At 67.9% G+C, this 18,768-nt stretch carries 18 protein-coding genes; 6 read left to right on the top strand and 12 right to left on the bottom strand.

Annotated features, from left to right (window positions below; all coding sequences use genetic code 11):
* Positions 1-286: 286 nt before the first annotated feature.
* The 6 genes from RXV90_RS11750 to RXV90_RS11775 all read right to left on the bottom strand — a co-directional run bounded on the left by RXV90_RS11750 (position 287) and on the right by RXV90_RS11775 (position 6,787).
* The gene (locus RXV90_RS11750; RefSeq protein WP_316648881.1) at positions 287-826 is read right to left on the bottom strand and encodes a MarR family winged helix-turn-helix transcriptional regulator; all 540 of its coding nucleotides are present in this window, start codon (positions 824-826) and stop codon (positions 287-289) included.
* 109 nt (positions 827-935) lie between these two features.
* Positions 936-2,513 (bottom strand): GMC family oxidoreductase, encoded by a 1,578-nt coding sequence (locus tag RXV90_RS11755; protein WP_316648882.1) that lies wholly within the window; start codon positions 2,511-2,513, stop codon positions 936-938.
* A gap of 8 nt (positions 2,514-2,521) precedes the next feature.
* Entirely contained in the window at positions 2,522-3,634 is a 1,113-nt protein-coding gene (locus tag RXV90_RS11760) for an ABC transporter ATP-binding protein (protein ID WP_316648884.1), read from the bottom strand.
* A gap of 4 nt (positions 3,635-3,638) precedes the next feature.
* Complete coding sequence (locus RXV90_RS11765) at positions 3,639-4,520, bottom strand: carbohydrate ABC transporter permease (protein ID WP_316648885.1); 882 nt, start codon at positions 4,518-4,520, stop codon at positions 3,639-3,641.
* Entirely contained in the window at positions 4,520-5,446 is a 927-nt protein-coding gene (locus RXV90_RS11770) for a carbohydrate ABC transporter permease (protein WP_316648887.1), read from the bottom strand. The genes RXV90_RS11765 and RXV90_RS11770 overlap by 1 nt, the downstream gene beginning before the upstream one ends.
* A gap of 90 nt (positions 5,447-5,536) precedes the next feature.
* Positions 5,537-6,787 (bottom strand): ABC transporter substrate-binding protein, encoded by a 1,251-nt coding sequence (locus RXV90_RS11775; RefSeq protein WP_316648888.1) that lies wholly within the window; start codon positions 6,785-6,787, stop codon positions 5,537-5,539.
* A 203-nt stretch (positions 6,788-6,990) separates the two neighbouring features.
* Between RXV90_RS11775 and RXV90_RS11780 the strand changes: the two genes are divergently transcribed.
* From RXV90_RS11780 to RXV90_RS11790, 3 genes are all read left to right on the top strand, one after another.
* Positions 6,991-8,016: a LacI family transcriptional regulator gene (locus tag RXV90_RS11780; protein ID WP_316648890.1), complete on the top strand. Its 1,026-nt coding sequence runs from the start codon at positions 6,991-6,993 to the stop codon at positions 8,014-8,016.
* Positions 8,013-8,828, top strand: a complete 816-nt coding sequence (locus RXV90_RS11785) for an NAD-dependent epimerase/dehydratase family protein (protein ID WP_316648891.1) — start codon at positions 8,013-8,015, stop codon at positions 8,826-8,828. Before RXV90_RS11780 ends, RXV90_RS11785 begins: the two co-directional genes overlap by 4 nt.
* 79 nt (positions 8,829-8,907) lie before the next feature.
* Positions 8,908-10,038: a glycosyltransferase gene (locus RXV90_RS11790; RefSeq protein ID WP_316648892.1), complete on the top strand. Its 1,131-nt coding sequence runs from the start codon at positions 8,908-8,910 to the stop codon at positions 10,036-10,038.
* 12 nt (positions 10,039-10,050) lie between these two features.
* Here RXV90_RS11790 and RXV90_RS11795 read toward each other — a convergent pair whose 3' ends face one another.
* The 3 genes from RXV90_RS11795 to RXV90_RS11805 form a co-directional block, all read right to left on the bottom strand.
* A complete protein-coding gene (locus RXV90_RS11795; protein WP_316648894.1) occupies positions 10,051-11,034 on the bottom strand; it encodes a sulfotransferase in 984 nt (327 codons plus the stop codon).
* Positions 11,031-11,954, bottom strand: a complete 924-nt coding sequence (locus RXV90_RS11800) for a hypothetical protein (RefSeq protein WP_316648895.1) — start codon at positions 11,952-11,954, stop codon at positions 11,031-11,033. Before RXV90_RS11800 ends, RXV90_RS11795 begins: the two co-directional genes overlap by 4 nt.
* 84 nt (positions 11,955-12,038) lie before the next feature.
* Positions 12,039-12,872: a glycosyltransferase gene (locus tag RXV90_RS11805; RefSeq protein WP_316648897.1), complete on the bottom strand. Its 834-nt coding sequence runs from the start codon at positions 12,870-12,872 to the stop codon at positions 12,039-12,041.
* Positions 12,873-13,035: 163 nt separating this feature from the next.
* On the opposite strand from RXV90_RS11805, the gene RXV90_RS11810 reads away from it, so the two are divergent.
* A complete protein-coding gene (locus RXV90_RS11810; protein WP_316648898.1) occupies positions 13,036-14,064 on the top strand; it encodes a DegT/DnrJ/EryC1/StrS family aminotransferase in 1,029 nt (342 codons plus the stop codon).
* Between the two features lie 11 nt (positions 14,065-14,075).
* The gene (locus RXV90_RS11815) at positions 14,076-14,807 is read left to right on the top strand and encodes an FkbM family methyltransferase (protein WP_316648899.1); all 732 of its coding nucleotides are present in this window, start codon (positions 14,076-14,078) and stop codon (positions 14,805-14,807) included.
* Between the two features lie 2 nt (positions 14,808-14,809).
* Here RXV90_RS11815 and RXV90_RS11820 read toward each other — a convergent pair whose 3' ends face one another.
* Positions 14,810-15,775: a glycosyltransferase family 2 protein gene (locus tag RXV90_RS11820; RefSeq protein ID WP_316648900.1), complete on the bottom strand. Its 966-nt coding sequence runs from the start codon at positions 15,773-15,775 to the stop codon at positions 14,810-14,812.
* A 100-nt stretch (positions 15,776-15,875) separates the two neighbouring features.
* On the opposite strand from RXV90_RS11820, the gene RXV90_RS11825 reads away from it, so the two are divergent.
* Positions 15,876-17,255 carry an oligosaccharide flippase family protein gene (locus RXV90_RS11825; protein WP_316648902.1) on the top strand — a complete coding sequence of 460 codons (1,380 nt, stop codon included), beginning with the start codon at positions 15,876-15,878 and terminating at the stop codon, positions 17,253-17,255.
* On the opposite strand, the gene ispD is transcribed toward RXV90_RS11825, so the two are convergent.
* Complete coding sequence (gene ispD, locus RXV90_RS11830) at positions 17,232-17,909, bottom strand: 2-C-methyl-D-erythritol 4-phosphate cytidylyltransferase (protein WP_316648903.1); 678 nt, start codon at positions 17,907-17,909, stop codon at positions 17,232-17,234. The two genes, RXV90_RS11825 and ispD, sit on opposite strands and share 24 nt — an antisense overlap.
* A 69-nt stretch (positions 17,910-17,978) precedes the next feature.
* The gene (gene paaG / locus RXV90_RS11835) at positions 17,979-18,761 is read right to left on the bottom strand and encodes a 2-(1,2-epoxy-1,2-dihydrophenyl)acetyl-CoA isomerase PaaG (protein ID WP_316648905.1); all 783 of its coding nucleotides are present in this window, start codon (positions 18,759-18,761) and stop codon (positions 17,979-17,981) included.
* Between the last annotated feature and the right edge of the window lie 7 nt (positions 18,762-18,768).

Below are 18,768 nucleotides of genomic sequence, written 5' to 3' on the forward strand. Positions count from 1 at the left end.
AAAGGCGGAGAATCGCGGCGCCGGGCGGTGGGGCTGTGTACGTTTTCGCGCCGGGTGGCGGAAACGGCCCCTGTTTCACCCATTAGACCATGAAAGGTTTACGGCGGAGTGAGAGGCGCGCGCCGGGGCGCGGGGGCCTTGTTTTCAAGGTTGGGCGGGGCCAAGGCGGTGCACCGGACAGGCCCGCCGGGCCGGCGGCGGGCGGGGCAGAATGCCCGGAATCGGCGTGTACACCCGGCGTACACACCGCGTACACACCCCGTACACAGATTTTGCGCGGCGCCGGTCAGGAAGGACGCGCGTGATCGTGGCAAATCAGGTGCGATTCCGCCTCGGACAGCCCGGCATCGTGGAAGGCGCAATGACGCCCCGCGTCCCCGCGCAAATGATGGCGGCAGGTGTGGCACTGGCCGAAGCCCGGTGCGCCCGTGGCCCGGAGCACACCGTCAAGAAGATGCTGGAGCGTGAAGCTTGCAATCGCCCTGTCCTGAGGCCCGAAATCGGCAAGCGCGATGGCCAGCGCGCCTTCCTGCTCCAGCGCGAATTTCCCCTTCTCCGTAAGGGCATAGGATACCGACCGGCGATCCCCCTCGGGGATGCTGGCGGTGAGATGACGCTTGGCGGCGAGCGCCTTCAGCGTCTGCGAGACGGTGCCCCGCGTGGCCCCCAGATAGGCGGTGGCGGCCGATGGCGTGCGGGAAAACCGGTTGGCGCGGGAGAGGTAATCGAGCGCCGCGCGCTGGGTGGCCGTGAGGCCCCCGAAACGCCCGGCAGACCCGATCAGGCGGGCCATCCGGGTGACGGTGGAGAGAAGCGGATCAGGCATCCGCAAAGTAGTAGCGAGTCGCTATTAACAACCGGTTAGTGTCGAGTCGCTACTATCCAGGACCGGCGAGATAGTAGCGAGTCGACACTATCCCGGCGCGGGAGCCCGTTCAGACGCGGCCCCGGATCAGATCGGCGGCCCTTTCGGCGACCATGATCGTCGGCGCGTTGGTGTTCGACGACGGCACGTTCGGGATCACGGATGCATCCACGATCCGGAGGCCCGAAAGGCCGCGCAGCCGCAGATCGGGGGTGACGACGGCCATGTCATCCTCGCCCATCCGGCAGGTGCCGACCGGGTGGTGATCGGTTTTCGCCATGCGGTGCGCGTAGGCCACGAGCGCCGCGCGGCCGGTGGCGTCGGGGCCGGGCAGAACCTCGCGCCGGAGCCAGGGCTTCAGCGGCGCGGCCCCCATGATCTCGCGCGCAACTTCCAGCGCGCGGAGCGAGGCGTCGAGATCTTCCGGTTCCGCCCAGTAATTCGGATCGATCAGCGGCGCCGCCTTCGGATCGGCGGCGGCGAGGCGCACGGTGCCGCGCGAGCGGGGGCGGAGGTAGGCGGAGTTGAGCGTGACGCCCGCGCCGTCGATCTTCGCGATGCCCTTTTCGATGCCGGAGCCGAGACCGAGATGGAACTGGATGTCGGGCCAGCCATCGGATTCGCCGGTGTACCAGAAGCCCCCCGTTTCGAAGAGCGAGGAGGCGGCGGGGCCGCGTTTCGTGAGGATGTATTGCAGACCGGCGCGCAGCGTGCGGTCGGGCCTGTCCCAGCCGTCATAGCTGTGCGGGCCGGTGCATTCCCAGATCGTGCAGAGATTGACGTGATCCTGCAGGTTCCGGCCCACGCCCGGAAGATCGTGGCGGATGCCGATGCCCAGGGCGCCGAGATCGTCGGCCGGGCCGATGCCGGAGCGGAGGAGGAGCGCCGGCGAGCCGATGGCGCCTGCCGAAAGGATCACCTCGCGGTCGGCGTGAACGGAGGTTTCGCCGCCCTTCGTGCGGTAGGTGAGCCCGGTGACGCGGCCGTTTTCGACCATGAGGGTGCCCACCTGGGCGTGGGTGACGAGGGTGAGATTGGGCCGCGTGAGGGCGGGGTGCAGGAAGGCCCGCGCGGTGGAGGAACGGCGGACGTTCCTTTGCGTGAGCTGGTAATAGCCCGCGCCCTCCTGCGCCGCGCCGTTGAAATCGGGGTTGCGGGGGAGGCCCGTGGCTTCGGCGGCGGCGATGTAGGCCTCGGCAATCGGGAGCGCGCCTTTCGGGTCGGAGACGCCCAGGGGGCCGCCTTTCGCGTGAAAGGCGTTCTCAAACCGTTCGTTGTCTTCGGAGCGCTTGAAATAGGGCAGGACATCGGCCCAGCCCCAGCCCGGGATGCCCCAGCCGTCATAGTCGCGGGGATTGCCGCGGGCGTAGAGCTGGGCGTTGATCGAGGAACCGCCGCCGATCACGCGGGCCTGGGTGTACCAGAGGCGGCGGCCGCCGAGATGTTTCTGCGGCACGGTTTCCCAGCCCCAGGAGGCCATGCCCTTCGTCATCTTCGCGAAGCCCGCGGGGATGTGGAAGAGCGGGTGCCTGTCGCGCCCGCCCGCTTCGAGGAGGAGGACGCGGGTGCCCGGATCTTCGGAAAGCCGCGCGGCGAGGACGGCGCCTGCCGAGCCGCCGCCCGCGATGATGTAATCCCACCCGGGCATGGCCGGGGTCAGGCGATCCGGTCTTCGGTTTTGGGATCGAAGGGGATCGCCTTTTCCATGTTGATCGCGAGGTCGACCGTCTGGCCCGCCTTCACATCGGCGTCGGCGCGCAGGCGGGCGATGCAATCCTTGCCGCCGAGGGACGTGGTGGCGAAGGTATCGGAGCCCGCGGGTTCGGTGACGTCGATCTTCGCGGAAATGGTTTCGACATGGGTGGAATGGCGATCGGCGCCGTCGGGATCGGTGATCGCCTCTGGCCGGATGCCGAGGATGATGTTCTGCCCGTCATAGGCGCGGAGCGCCGCGCCCGGGTTGGCGAAGGCGAGGCGGATCGACCCGCCCTCTTTCGCGATCTCGGCGTGGACGGCGGTGTCGGAGACCACGACCTTCGCGGGCAAGAGGTTCATCGACGGCGAGCCCATGAAGGAGGCGACGAAGATGTTGGCGGGCGTGTCGTAGATTTCCTTCGGCGAGCCGAGCTGCTGGACATAGCCGCCGTTCATCACCGCGATGCGGGTGGATAGCGTCATCGCCTCGATCTGATCGTGGGTGACGTAGACGATGGTGGTGCCGAGGTTCTGGTGCAGTTTCTTGATCTCGGTCCGCATGTCGACGCGGAGCTTGGCGTCGAGGTTCGACAGCGGTTCGTCGAAGAGGAAGACATCGGGGTTGCGGACAAGCGCGCGGCCCATGGCGACGCGCTGGCGCTGGCCGCCGGAAAGCTGGCCGGGCTTGCGATCGAGAAGCTGCTTGATCTGCAGCATCTCGGCCACCTCGTTCATCGCCTTGTCGCGTTCGGGTTTCGGGACGCCGTGCATCTCGAGCCCGAAGGTGATGTTCTGGCCCACGGTCATGTTGGGGTAGAGCGCGTAGGACTGGAACACCATGGCGATGTTGCGCTTCGAGGGGTGAACGCCGTTCATCGGCACGCCCTTGATCGCGATTTCGCCGGTGGTGATGTCTTCGAGCCCCGCGATCATGTTGAGAAGCGTGGACTTGCCGCAGCCCGACGGGCCGACGAGGACGAGGAATTCGCCTTCCTCGACGGAGATGTCGACCTTGTGGAGAACCTCGACCGCGCCGTAGGACTTGGTTGCGTTGTTGATGTCGAGAAAACCCATGGTCTTATCCCTTGACTGAGCCGGCCATGAGGCCGCGGACGAAGTAGCGGCCCGCCACGATGTAGACGAGAAGCGTGGGGAGCGCGGCGAGGATCGCGCCGGCGAAGTGGACGTTGTATTCCTTCACGCCGGTGGAGGAGGACACGAGGTTGTTGAGCGCCACGGTCATCGGCTGGCTGTCGAAATCGGCAAAGGAGGCGCCGAAGAGGAAATCGTTCCAGATATTGGTGAACTGCCAGATGACGCAGACGACGATGATGGGCCCGGACGACGGCAGCATGATGCGCCAGAAGATGCGGAAGAAGCCGGCGCCGTCGATCTGGGCGGCGCGGACGAGTTCGGTCGGGAAGGCCGCATAGTAGTTGCGGAAGTAGAGGGTCGAGAAGCCGATGCCGTAGACCACGTGGACGAGGACGAGGCCCGGGGTGGAGCCCGCGAGGCCGGTGAGGCCGAGGACGCGGGCCATCGGGATCAGGACCATCTGGAAGGGGATGAAGCAGGCAAAGAGCATCAGACCGTAAAGGATCTTGTCGCCCCGGAAGCTCCATTTCGTGAGGACGTAGCCGTTGAGCGCGCCGAGGATCGTGGAGATCGCCACGGCGGGCACGACCATCTTGATCGAGTTCCAGAAGTACGGCTTCAGCCCGGTGGGTTCGACCCCGATCTGGGCGGTGGACCAGGCGGCGAGCCAGGGCTCGATCGTCCAGACCTTCGGAAGCGCCATCATGTTGCCGCCGGTGATTTCCGACAAAGGCTTCAGCGAGTTCGCCACCATGACGAAGAGCGGCAGAAGGTAGAACAGCGCGAAGAGCAGGAGGAAGAGATAGATCAGCGTGCGCGTGAAGCGGTTGGTGCGGATCGCGGTGTCTGTGGAAGCGATGGCCATCAGTTCCGCTCCTTCAGCTCTGCATAGAGATAGGGGATCATGATCGCCGCGATCGTCATCAGCATGATGACCGCCGAGGAAGCACCGATCCCCATCTGGTTGCGCGAGAAGGTGTAGGAATACATGAAGGTCGCCGGCAGTTCGGTGGCCCTGCCCGGGCCGCCGCCCGTCAGCGCGATGACGAGGTCATAGCTTTTGATCGCGAGGTGCGAGAGGATGACGAAGGCCGACAGGAACGCGGGCCGCAGCTGTGGGATGATGATCCGGCGGTAAAGCTGCCAGTTCGAGGCCCCGTCCATCTGCGCGGCCTTCAGGATCTCGTTGTCGATGCCGCGCAGGCCCGCGAGGAACATCGCCATGGTGAAGCCCGAGGATTGCCAGACCGCGGCGATTACCACGGTGTAGATCGCCATGTCGCGGTTCTTGATCCAGTCGAAGGCGAAGCTTTCCCAGCCCCAGAGATGCATGGTGTTCTCGATGCCGATGCCCGGATCGAGCATCCATTTCCACGCCGTGCCGGTGACGATGAACGACAGCGCCATCGGGTAGAGGTAGATCGGCCTGAGGAGCCCTTCGCCGCGGATCTTCTGATCGAGGAAGATCGCCAGAAGAAGCCCGATCAGCGTGCAGATCACGATGTAGAGCGTGGCGAAGATCGCGAGGTTGGTGACCGAGATCGTCCAGTGCGAGAGGCGGAAAAGCTTGTCGTAGTTTTCCCAGCCGACCCAGCCGTAGGAAGGCAGGATCCGGCTATCGGTGAAGCTGAGATAGATCGTGAAGAGGATGAAGCCGTAAACGAAGACGAAGATCAGCGCCACGGAGGGCGAGAGTACGAGCTTCGGTATCCAGTTCTGGAGTTTCGTGCGGAAATCGACGTCGCCCTTGGCGCGGATCTCCGGCCGCACTTGTGCGTTGGCCAGGCTCATGAGCCGCTCCCCCTTCGGTCTGTCCCTGTTGGCTTTAGGTTGTCCGCGGGCGGGCACGCCGCCCGCGGACAGATCTTTCGCGGATCGCTCTTACTGGGCGATCTCGACGGCTGTCACCAGCTCATCAACGGCGGTTTCGCTGTCGTATTCGCCGTTGAAATGCGCGGTCACGACGTCATAGACGGCGTTCTTGACCGCAGCAGGCGCGGCGTGGCCATGGGCCATCGAGCCGAAGAGGTTGCCCGACGACGCCGCGGCGGCGAGATCGGCCATGCCCTTCTTGCCGCAATCGTCGAAGGCTTCGTTCGGCACGTCGGTGCGCGCGGGCACGGAGCCCTTCACCACGTTGAAGGCCGACTGGAAGGACGGCGAGAGGATTGCCGAAGCAAGCGCAGACTGTTCGGCCGAAACCGAACCGCCCTGGTCGAACATCATGAACTGGTCGGCGTTGAAGGTGACCTGATCCTGCGTGCCCGGGAAGCGGAAGCAGAGGAAATCCTCGCCCGGCACCTTGTTGGCATTCAGGAATTCGCCCTTCGCCCAGTCGCCCATCATCTGGAAGCCCGCTTCGCCGTTGATGACCATGGCGGTGGCGAGGTTCCAGTCGCGGCCCGAGAAGTTTTCATCCACATGATCGCGGATGAAGGCCATGCGATCGAAGGCTTCCTTCATGGTGTCGGAACCCAGCGCCTCGGGATCGAGATCGATGAAGGCCGACTTGTAGAAGTCGGGGCCACCGGTGGACATCACGACCGCGTCGAAGATCGTGGCATCCTGCCAGGCCTGGCCGCCATGGGCGATCGGGGTGATCCCGGCTTCTTTGAGCGTGTGGGCGGCGGCCTTGAACTCTTCCCAGGTGGTGGGCACGGCGATGCCGTGTTCGTCGAGCACGGCCTTGTTGGCCCAGACCCAGTTCGTCGAGTGGACGTTGACGGGGGCCGAAACCCACTTGCCATCGACCTTCGCGAAGGCCTTGAGCGCGTCGGGAACGACCGCATCCCAGCCTTCCTTGGCGGCGGTTTCGTTCAGGTCGGCGAGCGCGCCCTGACCGGCCCAGTCGAGGATGTCGAAGCCGAGGCCCTGCACCGCGGTCGGCGCGTTGCCGGCCGTGACGCGGGCACGCAGCACCGTCATCGCCTGTTCGCCGCCGCCGCCGGCGACCGGCATATCCTGCCAGCCGATGCCCTGGCCTTCGAGATCCTGCTTGAGCACGTTGAGCGCCGCGGCTTCACCGCCGGACGTCCACCAGTGCAGAACCTCAACATCGGCCGCCTGGGCCATACCTGCGGACAGGGCCAGAGCGGCCACGGTCAGCTTCAATCCCTTGAGGGGTTTTGTCATCGCATCCTCCACGTTGCGTATGTTTGTAACCGTATGGTTACTTGTTTATAACGTTATAAATACTGTATATGTCAAGAACGGCTTTCAGGGAACATCAAAAATCAATCGTCCGTCAACATATGTTTGCGCTAACGAAATCAGTATGCAAAGCGCTTTGGCGGCCCCTGCCCCGCACGCGGCGCGGATGAGGGCGGGCGGCTGAGATGAGCGATGCGCGCGAATCACTCCGCCTTGCCAGGAAGCCCACGCAGCGCACTATTGCCGAGATCACCGGGCTTGCCGTGACGACCGTGTCGCGGGCGCTGGCGGGGGACGAGAAGATCGCCGAACGCACCCGGGCGCAGGTGGCGGAGGTGGCGCGCGAGATCGGCTATGTGCCCGACCGGGCGGCGCAGCGCCTGCGCACGGGCCGGTCGAACGTGATCGCGCTGGTGCTGGATCCGCACAGCGAGATCCTGGGGTTTTCGTCGTCGATGATCAGCGGGATCAGCGGGGTTCTGCATGACACGACGTTTCACCTGGTTCTGATGCAATACGCGATCGACGAGCCGCCGATGGACCCGATCCGGCGGATCGTGCGGAACCGGCTGGCCGATGGGCTGATCCTCGCGCGGACCGAGCCGCAGGACCCGCGGGTGGCCTACCTGATGCGCACCGGGTTTCCCTTCGTGACCCACGGGCGGACGGAGATGGCGGCGCATCCCTGGCTGGATTACGACAACGCCGCCTTCGCGCGGATGGCGGTGGAGCGGCTGGTGGGCGCGGGGCGGCGGCGGCTGGCGCTGGTGGCGCCGGCGCCGAAATACAGCTTCAATGCCCATATGCGCGAGGGGTTTCGCGCGGCGGTGGCGGCGCACGGGGTGACGGGGCTGGTGGCGCAGGGCTTTACCATCCACGACACGCCCGGGGCGATCACCTGCGGGGTGCGGGAGATGGCGCAGGGGGCGGAGGCGCCGGACGGCTGGATCTGCCCCGGCGAGATCGCGGCGATGGCCGTGCAGGCGGGGCTGACCGATTGCGGGCAGGTGATCGGGCGGGACGTGGACCTGGTGGCGAAGCAGACCTCGGAGGTGGGGAACCTGTTTCGCCCGCGGCTGACCGCGATCTACGAGGATATCGAGGAGGCGGGGCGGCGGCTGGCGCAGCTTTTGCTGGCGCGGATCCGGGGGGAGGACCCCGCGGCGCTGCATCACCTGCAGATCCCGGTCTGGGCGGGGGAGGACGGATGAAACGGCTGTTGATTACCGGCGCGGGCGGCGGGATCGGGCGCGAGGCGCGCGGCGCGCTGGCGCCCCTGGCGGAGACGCTGCGGCTGAGCGACGTGGTGGATCTGGGTGAGGCCGGAGCGAACGAGGAGATCGTGACCGCCGATATCGGGGATGCGGCGGCGGTGGAGGCACTGATGGAGGGCGTGGACGGGGTGGTGCACCTGGGCGGGGTGAGCGTCGAGGATGCGATCGACCCGATCCTGCATGCCAATGTGCGGGGGGTGTACAACCTGTACGAGGCCGCGCGGATGCATGGGCGGCGGCCGCGGATCATCTTCGCCTCGTCGAACCATGCGATCGGGTTTCATCCGGTGACGGAACGGCTTGATGCCGACAGCGTGCCGATCGCCGACAGCCTTTACGGCGCCTCGAAGGTGTGGGGGGAGCAGATCGCGCTGATCTACTGGCACAAGTTCGGGATCGAGAGCTTGCGGATCAGGATCGGATCGGTGTTTCCTGAACCGAAGGACCGGCGGATGCTGTCGACCTGGATGAGCTATCGCGATTTCTTCTCGCTGATCCGGCGGGCCTTCATGGTGCCGGCGCTGGGCTGCCCCGTCGTTTATGGCGCGTCGGACAATTCCGCCGGGTGGTGGGACAATTCGAAGACCGGGTTCCTGGGCTGGCGGCCACAGGACAGCGCGGACAGGTGGCGCGCGGAGAAGGAGGACGGGGCCCCGCCGGGCGATGGCGAGGATCCGGCGGTGAAATACCAGGGCGGGGGCTTTGCGAAGGCGGGGATCATGCGGACGCCCCGGACGGGCGGAGGCTAAAACCCTTGGACGGGGGCCGAGCCCTCACGCTAAGAAGGGGCACCCCGAAACCCGACAAAAAACACGCTGGGGCACCCGTTTGAGCAGTTCCGACGCCCGAAAACCGACCGTCCTGATCTGGGGCAGCTATGACCTTGGCAAGCCGCGCACGCGACTGATGCGCGCCGCGATCCGCCAGTCTGGCGCGGAGGTGCGGGAAATCCACGCCGATGTCTGGGCGGGTGCCGAGGACAAGGCGGTGATGGGCCGCGGCGCGGCGCTGGGCCGGGCGGTGCGGCTGATCCTGGCCTATCCCGTCCTGCTCTGGCGGTTCCTGACGGGCCCGCGGCCCGATGTGGTGGTGGTGGGGTATCTCGGGCATCTCGATGTCCTGATGCTCTGGCCCTTCGCGAAGGCGCGCGGCGTGCCCGTTGTCTGGGATGCGTTCCTGTCCTTGCATGACACGGTGGTGGCGGACCGGCGGATGCTGTCGCATGGGCATCCGCTGGCCAGGCTTCTCTGGCTTTGGGAGTGGCTTGCCTGCCGGGCGGTGGCGCGGGTGGTTCTGGATACCGGGGCGCAGGCGGCGCTTTTTCGCGAGGCCTACGGGCTTCCCCCTGACCGCGTCACATCGGTTTTCGTGGGCGCGGAGGCGGCCGCGTTTCCCGAAGCCCCGCCGGCGCCATCGGCGGCGCGCGCGCAGGTTCTGTTCTATGGCCAGTTCATCCCCCTGCACGGGATCGCGACGATCGTGGAGGCCGCGCGGCTGGCGCGCGGACGCCCGATCGACTGGACGGTGATCGGACAGGGGCAGGAGGCGGGCCGCATCCGCGCGATGCTGGACGAGGACACGCCCGAGGCGCTGACCTGGGTGGACTGGGTGCCCTATGAAGAGCTGGCCCGGCGGATCGCGGGGGCGGATGTGTGCCTTGGCGTTTTCGGAGAAAGCGGGAAGGCGGGCCGGGTGATCCCCAACAAGGTGTTCCAGATCCTGAGCGCGGGGCGGCCGCTTGTGACGCGGGACGGGCCGGGGATGCGGGAGCTTGTGCCCGAGGGCGCGCCGGGGATCGCGCTGGTCAAGCCCGGCGATGCGGCGGCGCTTCTGGACGGCGTCGAGCGGCTTCTGGCCGCGGGGCCCTATCCGCAAGGCCTGCACCGGGACATCGCGGCGCGGTTTTCGATCGACGCGCTGGCGGCGCGGTGGGCGGAGATCCTGCGCGAGGCGGGATAAGGCCCCGGGCCGTCAGGCGCCGAAGCGGGAGAGCGCGGCGGCGAGACCCGAGCGGATGTCTTCGGGAATGTCGGGTTCAGACGGCTCTGACGGGGCGACGGTGTTGCCGCCTTCGAGCGCGACCCCCTCTTTTTCGTAGAGGCCCGACACCTGCGCGAAGGCCGCGCCCGGATCGGTGCAGAGCGTGCGGTAGTCGAGCGTGAGGTGCCGGGTGTCCGGCAGGGCCGCGAAGGCCGCGCGGATATCCTTGCGGATGCGCGCGATCTGGCCCGCGACCTGATCCAGCGGATCGCGTTTCAGAAGATCGGCCTTGTCGGGCGTGGCGAAGGAATACCAGATCGCGCGGTCGCCATTGTGCCGCTCGCGCGCCGAGAGCAGCGACCATGCGGCGGCGAGCGGATCGCGTTCGACGTAGAGGAAGCGGGCGTCGGGGATGTGGTGGGCCAGGGTGGCGATCTGGTGATTGACGATCATGCCCTTGAGCGCCACGGGCCGGCCCCCCAGCGCCTCGCCCAGCGCCGCGAGGTGGCGGCGGAAGAGATCGAACTCTGCGCCCGTCGCCTGATCGAGATCGACCGCGATATCGCCGTCGCCGGGGAAGATGCCGCGCCAGAAATACCAGAACTCGCTGGGGGCGAGCATCCCTTCGGTCTTGCCGAGATCGGAACGCGTGCCGGGTTTCGCCGGAGTGATATCGGCGAACTCACCCCGGAAATCGAGGGCGGGATCGGTGAGCATGGCCTGCGCCATCGCCCCCACGAATGGCGCGCGCCAGAACCGCGCGATGAAATTGGAGGGCACCGAGAAGGCCCCCGAGGCGGCGAGCCACTGGGTGGCGAAGGTGGTGCCGCTGCGCGGGGTGCCGACGATGAAGAGGGGCGGCGGCTGCGGCGCGGGCTGGCCGGGATCGCAGGGCTCAAGCGCCTGGCTGAGCCGTTGCAGGAGCGCCTCGAGCGCGGGGTTTCGCCGGAAGGCGGGGCGGCGTTCGGTCGTCATCGTGCGGCGGCGTCCCTTGGGCTGCGATAGGCGGGAAAGAAGGCGGACCCGGTGGCGCCGTGAGCCTGTGTCAGGGCATCGTAACGGGCGGGATCGAGGATCTTGCCGCAGATCCATGTCTGGCGGGTGGCGGAGGCCCAGCCCTTCTTGAACCGGTAGAGGCCGTCGGAGGGATCTTCGACCGTGCCCGCGGCGCCGCCCCAGTCGAGCCAGCGGACGCGGCCGCGAAACGCCTCGAACGCCGCGGCGTAGAGCGCGTAGCCCGCGCGCTGGCTGTAGCCTTCGGGGCTTTGGGCCTGGAGGTGGAGATAGGCGACCTCGCCCATTTCGAACCAGATCGCCGCGCCGAGGGTTTCGCCGGTCGCGGTGGACCGGGCCTCGAACAGGCGCGCGCCGGGGAGGGCGAGGTGGCGGGCGATGATGGCAGGCGAGAGGGTGGCGACGCCTTCGATGGCGCGCTTGTCGATGAGGTGGCTGTAGAGCGCCCAGAAGACATCGGCCCGGCTGGCGGGATCGGGGATTTCGGTGACTTCGAGCACCTTGTGGGCCTGGCGGGTTTCCCAGCGGTGGTGCTTGCTTGCGGCGTCTTCCCACGAGAAGGCGGGATCGGCGAGGAAATGCGTCTTGAGCGGGCGCAGGAGATCGAGGCCCGGGAGGGTGGTTTCGGGCGCGTCGGCGAAGGGGTTGAGGACGAAGACGGCGCTGACGGGGGCGGGATCGCCGCCCGCGAGACCGGCAAGATCGGCCCCGAGCGCATCGAGATCCTGCGCGAAGAGCATCGGGTAGGGCCCGGCGAGATCGGTGCCGCCGCCGGGGACCGGGCGGGCGAGGAGCGTGGCGCCGGAATGCGGCAGCCGGACGACCGCGGTGCCGCCCGCAAGGCTTTCTGCGTAGCCGGGATGCGCGTATCCGCTGTCCACCGGGGGGTTCCTGCCCTTGCCTGTTCTGCCGCCCTGCCCTTGGCGGATTGTTAGCCCTTTGCCGGCCTGCTGTCGATGCCGGGGCTAGCGGCCCGCCATCTGTTCGAGGCGGCGGCGCAGGCGGTAGAGGCGGCGGCCGAGCGGCGTGTCGCGGTAGGCGATCCAGGGCGCGCGGTCTTTCTCGTCGATATGGCGGATCAGGAAATCGCGGACCTTGCGGGTTTTCTCGAGCCGGTCGGCGCGGGTGCGGCCGAACCAGAAATTCCCGGCATGAACGCGGTAGAGGACACTGTCGCGATCGATGTAGCCGACCCAGCCCGCGCGGGCGGCGAGGGCAAAGATCGCCCAGTCGCCGAAGGGGAGTTCCTGAAACTCCTCGGGCAGTTCCGGCAGCGCGCTGCGGCGCAGGACGGCGGCGGAGGTTTGCACGAAGTTGCCCGGCACGAAATCGGCGAGCACGCTTTTCTCGCGCCGGTGGCGGGGATGGGGCACGCGGCGGAGGCGGCGGCCGGTATCGACATCGACGTAGATCGAAGCGGTCTGGCACAGGGCGCAGCCCGGGTTCGCCTCCATGAAGGTGATCTGGCTGGCGAGTTTGCCGGGATCCGTCCAGGCATCGTCGCCGTCGAGGAAGGCGATGTAATCGGCGGTGTAGCGTGGCCAGAGTTCGTAATTGATGCGCTTGCCCTGGCTGAACTGGTTTTCGTCCTGGAGGATCGCCTCGATATTCGGGTGGCGCGCGGCGTAATCCGCCACGATCTCGCGGGTGCCGTCGGTGGAGGCATCGTCATGGACGAGGAGGCGGACGGGAAACGGGGTGTCCTGCGCGAGAACGCCGTCGAGCGCGTCGCCGATCAGCGCCGCCTGGTTGAAGGTGACGATGACGACGAGGACGTCTGGGTGGGTGGTGTCTGGCACGGCCTGCCTCCGCATTGCCGGGGCATTGGTAACGGGAGGGCGAAAGCTGGTCCATCCCGGACACGGTGGTTTCAGGAATATCGTTCGGATGAGCGGGAACTGTTGCGGCGGACACCGGGATTGATAGGATTCGCGCGGGGCATAACGAGCGTAAGGAGCAGGCGTGGAAAAGCTACGCTTTGTCGAGGCGAAGACGCCCGACATGGACCGGATCGCGGCGCTGTTCGAACAGTGCGCGGAGGTCAATTTCTGGGCGAACCGGGGCCCCCTCTATCAGCATCTGACCGAGGCCTATACCGATCACGTGGGCCTCGCGCCCGAGGCCGCCTTCGTGCCCTGCGCGAATGGCGGGATCGCGCTTGAGGTTCTGGCGCGGATCCATGCGATGCGGGCGGGCGGGCGATTGCGCTGGGCGGCCTCGGCCTTCAGCTTCGCCAATATCGGGCGGGGCTATTTCGCCGATGTGGTGCTGGTCGATTGCGACGAGAACGGGATGCTGGACGTGCGCGAACTGAAGGCGCGGGCCGACGAGTTCGACGGCATCGTCGTGACCAACGTCTTCGGGTGCTGGGCGGATTTCTCGCCGTGGGTGGAGGTGGCCAAGGCCACCGGCAAGGCGCTGATCATCGACAATGCCGCGGGCATGTCGACGCGGATACCGGACTGGCCGTGGCAGAGTTTCTCGCTGCATCACACCAAGCCCTACGGGGCCGGTGAGGGCGGGCTGATGGTGGTGCCTGCCGAGGATGCGGACCTGGCCTACGGGATGATCGACTATGGCGCGGCCGACGGCGCGATGCGGACCGAGTGGCTGAACAACGGCAAGATTTCCGACATTTCCTGTGCCTTCCTGATCGACCGGCTGGAGCAGCGGGATCAGTGGGCGCCGAATTACGTGGCCGCCGCGGAAATGGTGGACGAGATCGCGCGCGGCGCGGGATACGTGCCGCTGATCGGGCGGGATCTTGACCGCCCCGCGATGAGCCGGGCCTATATCGCGCCCACCTCGGTCGGGATCGAGGCGGTCAGGGCCTCGACCCACGTGTCTTTCGGCAAGTATTACCAGCCGCTTGCGCTTTTGCAGCGGACCGAGCGGCTTTATGACCGGCTGGTGAACATCCCGACCCATCCCGACATGCTGGCCCTCGAACGCGGGCACCTAGAGGCCGATCTTGGCCGGTTGACCGGGTAACGGGGGCGCGCATGTCGAAAGTGAGACGTTTCGTTCGCAAGGCCGCCACGCCCCTTCTGGGCGATCCGGCCACGCCGCTGTCGACCGCGCTGCAGGCGCTCAAGGGCCTTGATTTCGCGCCATCGACGGTTGTCGACGTGGGCGCGAACAAGGGCCAGTGGACACGATCCTGCCGCCGGTTCTTTCCCGAGGCGCGTTATGTGCTGTTCGAGCCGCAGGAGGCGCTGAAACCTCATTTCAGCGATCTTCTGGCGACCGGGCAGGTCGAGCTTCATTCGATCGGGCTGGGCCGGGAGCCGGGCGAGGCCGCGTTCACCCTGCACGAGCGCGACGACAGCCGGACCTTTGCGCTGTCGGCGGAGGTGGCCGAGCGGCGGGGGTTTGAGCAGGTGACGCTGAAGGTCGACGCGCTTGACCGGTTTCTGAGCGAGAACGGCCTGCCCGACCCCGAGATCCTGAAGGTCGATGCGGAAGGCTGGGATCTTGAGGTTCTGGACGGGGCGGCGCGGGTGCTGGAGACCGCGGAGGTGGTGTTCGTGGAGGCCGCCGTGGCGAACCGGCGGATCCAGACCGATCTTCTGAGCGTCCTGAAATACATGGATGCGCGGGGTTACACGCTTCTGGACCTCTCGGACCTGAACCGTCCATTCGCGCACGGGCTTCTTTGGCTTGTCGAGGGCATGTTCGTGCGGCGGGGCGGGCTGGTGGACCAGGCGGTTGAGGCGCATTCGGCCCTGCCCTGACCTCAGACCAGGATCAGGATGATCGCCGTGTAGAGCGCGTTGCGCCCGTAGATGCCGTTTCGGAGGAGAAAGAGCCTGCGCCCGATCCACGATTTGCCGGGGAGCGTGGCGTAGCCGTCGAGAAGGGCCGCGTCCTGCGGGGACAGGCGGTCGCGGTAGCTGTCGCGGAAGGCCGCCGCCTGGGCGCGTGTGCGCTGGAGCGTGATGCGGGCCTTCGCGATGTGGCGCCCGGGGGCGGTGATGAGGCGATAGGCGATCGCGGCCATGCTCCACGATGCCGCGCCGACGACATTGCCGCCGTGCTGGCGGTAGAGAACGCCCGGCTCGGGCAGGTAGATCATCGTGCCGAACCGCTGGGCGACGAGGGCGAGCCACCAGTCATGAAGCGCCGCGCCCGCCGGGATCGGGGCGGAGAGCCGGCGGAGTTCGGCATTGCCGAGCATCGCGCAGCCGGTGACGGTGTTGTAGACGAGAAGCCCCGGCCAGAGCGCGCTTATCGGCCGTTCGGCGATGCGCATGTAGCGCCGGAACGAGGGGTGGAGGGTGTTCAGTTCGTCATCGACCACGCGCAGATCCATGTGCACGAGGACCGGGGTGGCGCCGGCGGAGGCCCCCTCGGCCCCCTGCACGGCGTCGAGGAGGCGGGCCAGCTTGTCGTCGAGCCAGACATCATCCTGATCGCAGAAGGCGAAATACGGCGCCTCGCTGGCCTCGAGAAGCCGGGCGAAGGCCTGGGTGGCGCCGCCCGCGCGATCGTTCGCTGGCAGGATCGTCATGCGGCCCGGGTGGCGGTCGGCCCAGTCGCGCAGCATGTCGGGCGTACCATCGGAGGAGCCATCGTCGCGGGCGATGATGTGCCAGCCGGTGACCGTCTGTGCGGCGATGGAGGCCAGGAGGGCCTCGAGATGTTCGGCCCCGTTATAGGTGGCGAGAAGGATATCGATGCGAGGCGGGCCGCCGGCGGGCATTGGGGGGTTCCGGTGTGACGTCGTTTTGCGTGGTTCGCCGGGAGATTAGCCGCGCCCGCGCGGCGAGGACAGCGGCCCGGCGCGAGAGGATGGGGACGTGGTGCCCTGCCACGACACTTCGCCGGGGGCCGCGTGCAGGCTGGCTTCCGCGGCGGACCGAAGGAGGGTAGAAGTCGGACCAGACCCGGCAGCATTCGCCCCCGCGCCGGGAGGAGGCAACCTGAGCACGCGGCCCGGCATACGATCCATTCTTCAGAACGGCAGCCTGCTGGCCGGGCGGACGGCATTCGAGTTTGCCGCGCGGCTTGTCTATCTGGTGCTGCTTGCGCGGTATCTTGGGCCTGACGCCTACGGGGCGTGGAGTTATGCGCTGGCGGCCTATGGCCTGGCGCTGGGAATCGCATCCCTGGGGCTGGAGACGCTGGTGGCCTCGCATATCGGGGGCAGCCGGCACAGGGGGGCCGCGGTGATCGGGACGACGGCCGCGCTTCGGCTGGGGCTTTCGGTTCTGGCGGTGGCGGGGCTTGCGGTGTTCGCGGTGGCCGCGGAAGGGCCGGGGGAGGTGCGCACCGCGCTGTTCGTGGCGATCCCCGCGCTGCTGGGCCGCGGGATCGCGGTGCTCGCCCAATCCTATTTCGTGGCTTACGAGGCGGTTTCGGCGCAGATCAGGGTGTCGTTCGTGCTGCGGCTGGCGGAGGTGGTGGCGGGGACGGCCTTCCTTCTGCTCGGGAGCGGCGTGCTTGGGGTGATCGCGATCCACGCAGCGAGCTGGGTGCTGGAGGCGCTTTTGTCGGTGCGGCTGGTGCGGCGCCTGCCCGTGGAGGGGGCGGTGCGGGTGGATCGCGAGATGATGACCCGGCTTCTGAAGGAGGGCGCGCAGCTGGGCCTGGCGACGGCGTGCGTTGCCTGGCTTCTGTCGGGGCCGGTGATCCAGCTCAGGCATGTAAGCGGGGACCTGGCGGTGACCGGGCAGGTTGCGCTGGGGCTTCAGGTGGCCGCGATCCTGATGGCCACGGCGCAGGCGCTGATGTTCGCCGCGCTGCCGGTGCTGAGCCGGGCGGTGGCGGAGGGTGACGCGCGGGCGGTGCGGTATGGGCCCTATGTGGCGCTGATCGCGATCGGGCTCGCGGTGCCCGGGGGGCTGATCGGGATGGCGATTGGGCCCCCGGTGATCGGATTTCTGATCGGAGAGGCCTATGCGGTGGTGGGCGGGCTGATCGGCCCCGCGATCTTCCTGGCGGGCGCGATGGTGGCGCCGATGGGCTATGCCCAGGCGGCGATCGTGGCGGGGCGGATCTGGCCGCTGATCGTGGCGAGTGCGCTGGGCGCGGGTGCGATGTCGGCGCTTCTGCCGCTGGCGCTTCATGCCTTCGGGCCGGTGGGGGCCGTGATCGCCGCCGGGCTTGGCTGGGGCCTGAGGGCCGCGCTGCTGATCGGGGCCGGGGTGGCGTTCGGCCTAGCCGCCCGGCACGAGATCTGAAAGCGCGCGGGCGAGATCGGTGGCCGTGGTGATCTTGTAGCTGGCCTCCGACCCTTCGACGAATGTGACGGCAAGCCCCGCCTCGCGCGCCACCGCAACGTCATCGGCGCCGCTGCCGTCATGGGCGCGGTGGGCGGCGAGGATCGGCGCGAAATGGAAGCCTTGCGGGGTTTGCGCGCGCCAGAGGCCGTCGCGGGGCACGGGGGTTTCCGCCATGCCGTCTTCGGCCCGCCAGAGCGCATCGACGACCGGAAGGGCCGCGCAGGCGCCCGGGTGCGTGTCGAGCGCGGCGATGACCGCGCGGATCACCGAGCCGGGGACGAAGGGGCGCGCCGCGTCGTGGATGAGGACACGGGCCGGGCCCCGGGCTTCGAGCGCGTCGAGCCCGTTGCGGACGGAGGCCGCGCGCGTGTCGCCCCCCATGACCGGGGGAAGCAGGCGGGGATCGGTGAGCGACGACAGCGCCTCATCGGCCAGGCCCCGGTCGTCGGGGTGGATGACGGGCAGGACGGCGGTGATGTCGGCAAGCGCCAGGAACGCCTGTGCCGACCGGGTGAGCGCGGGGGGCCCCGCGAGGGGGATATACTGTTTCGGGATCTCGCCGCCCAGGCGGCGGCCGCGCCCCGCGGCGACGAGGAGGGCGGCGACTGTCATGCAAGCGGGCCTGTGTGAGCGGCGGTCATGAGGGCAAGCTTATTTGGCGCGCGCGGGCTTCGCCAGCCCTCAGCGCCCGCGGAATTCGGGCGGGCGACGGGCGAGGAAGGCCGACACGCCTTCGGCATAGTCGTCGCTTTCGCCGCAGGTTTTCATCAGCTCCGCCTCGAGATCGAGCTGCGCATCGAGGCTGTTCGTGGCCGCCGCCTGGATCGCCTGTTTGGTATGTGCGAGCCCGAGCGTGGGGCCTTCCGCGAGGCGCGCGGCGAGGGCGCGGGCCTCGTCCAGCAGCGCCTCGTCCGGCACGGCCTTCCAGATCAGGCCCCAGTCGGCCGCCTGCTGGCCCGAGATCGGTTCGGCCGTCATGGCGAGCCCCTTGGCGCGGGCTTCCCCCAGAAGGCGGGGCAGGTGCCAGCTTCCGCCGGTATCGGGGATCAGGCCGACCTTCGAGAACGACTGGATGAAGCGGGCGGTTTCGCCCGCGAGCACGATATCGCAGGCCAGCGCGAGGTTGGCCCCTGCCCCGGCGGCGACGCCGCCCACCGCCGCGATCACGGGCATCGGAAGCGCGCGGATCCGGCGGACGAGCGGGGCGTAGAAGGTGCGCACCGTGTGGCCGAGATCGGGCTTGCCCTGCATCTTGGCGGGGTCGCGATCGCCCAGATCCTGACCCGCCGAGAAGGCGCGGCCCGCGCCTGTGAGCAGGACCGCGCGCTTGCCCTGCCCCGCCTCGTCCAGCGCCGCGCGAAGGGCGAGGTGCATTTCTTCGTTGAAACTGTTGAGTTTTTCGGGGCGGTTTAGGGTGATTTCCACCCAGAGCCCGTGATCGGTGGTGAGGATGGTGTCGGACATCGGGGCC

The sequence above is a fragment of the Ovoidimarina sediminis genome, assembly GCF_032586175.1.
Taxonomy (GTDB): Bacteria; Pseudomonadota; Alphaproteobacteria; order Rhodobacterales; family Rhodobacteraceae; genus Ovoidimarina; species Ovoidimarina sediminis.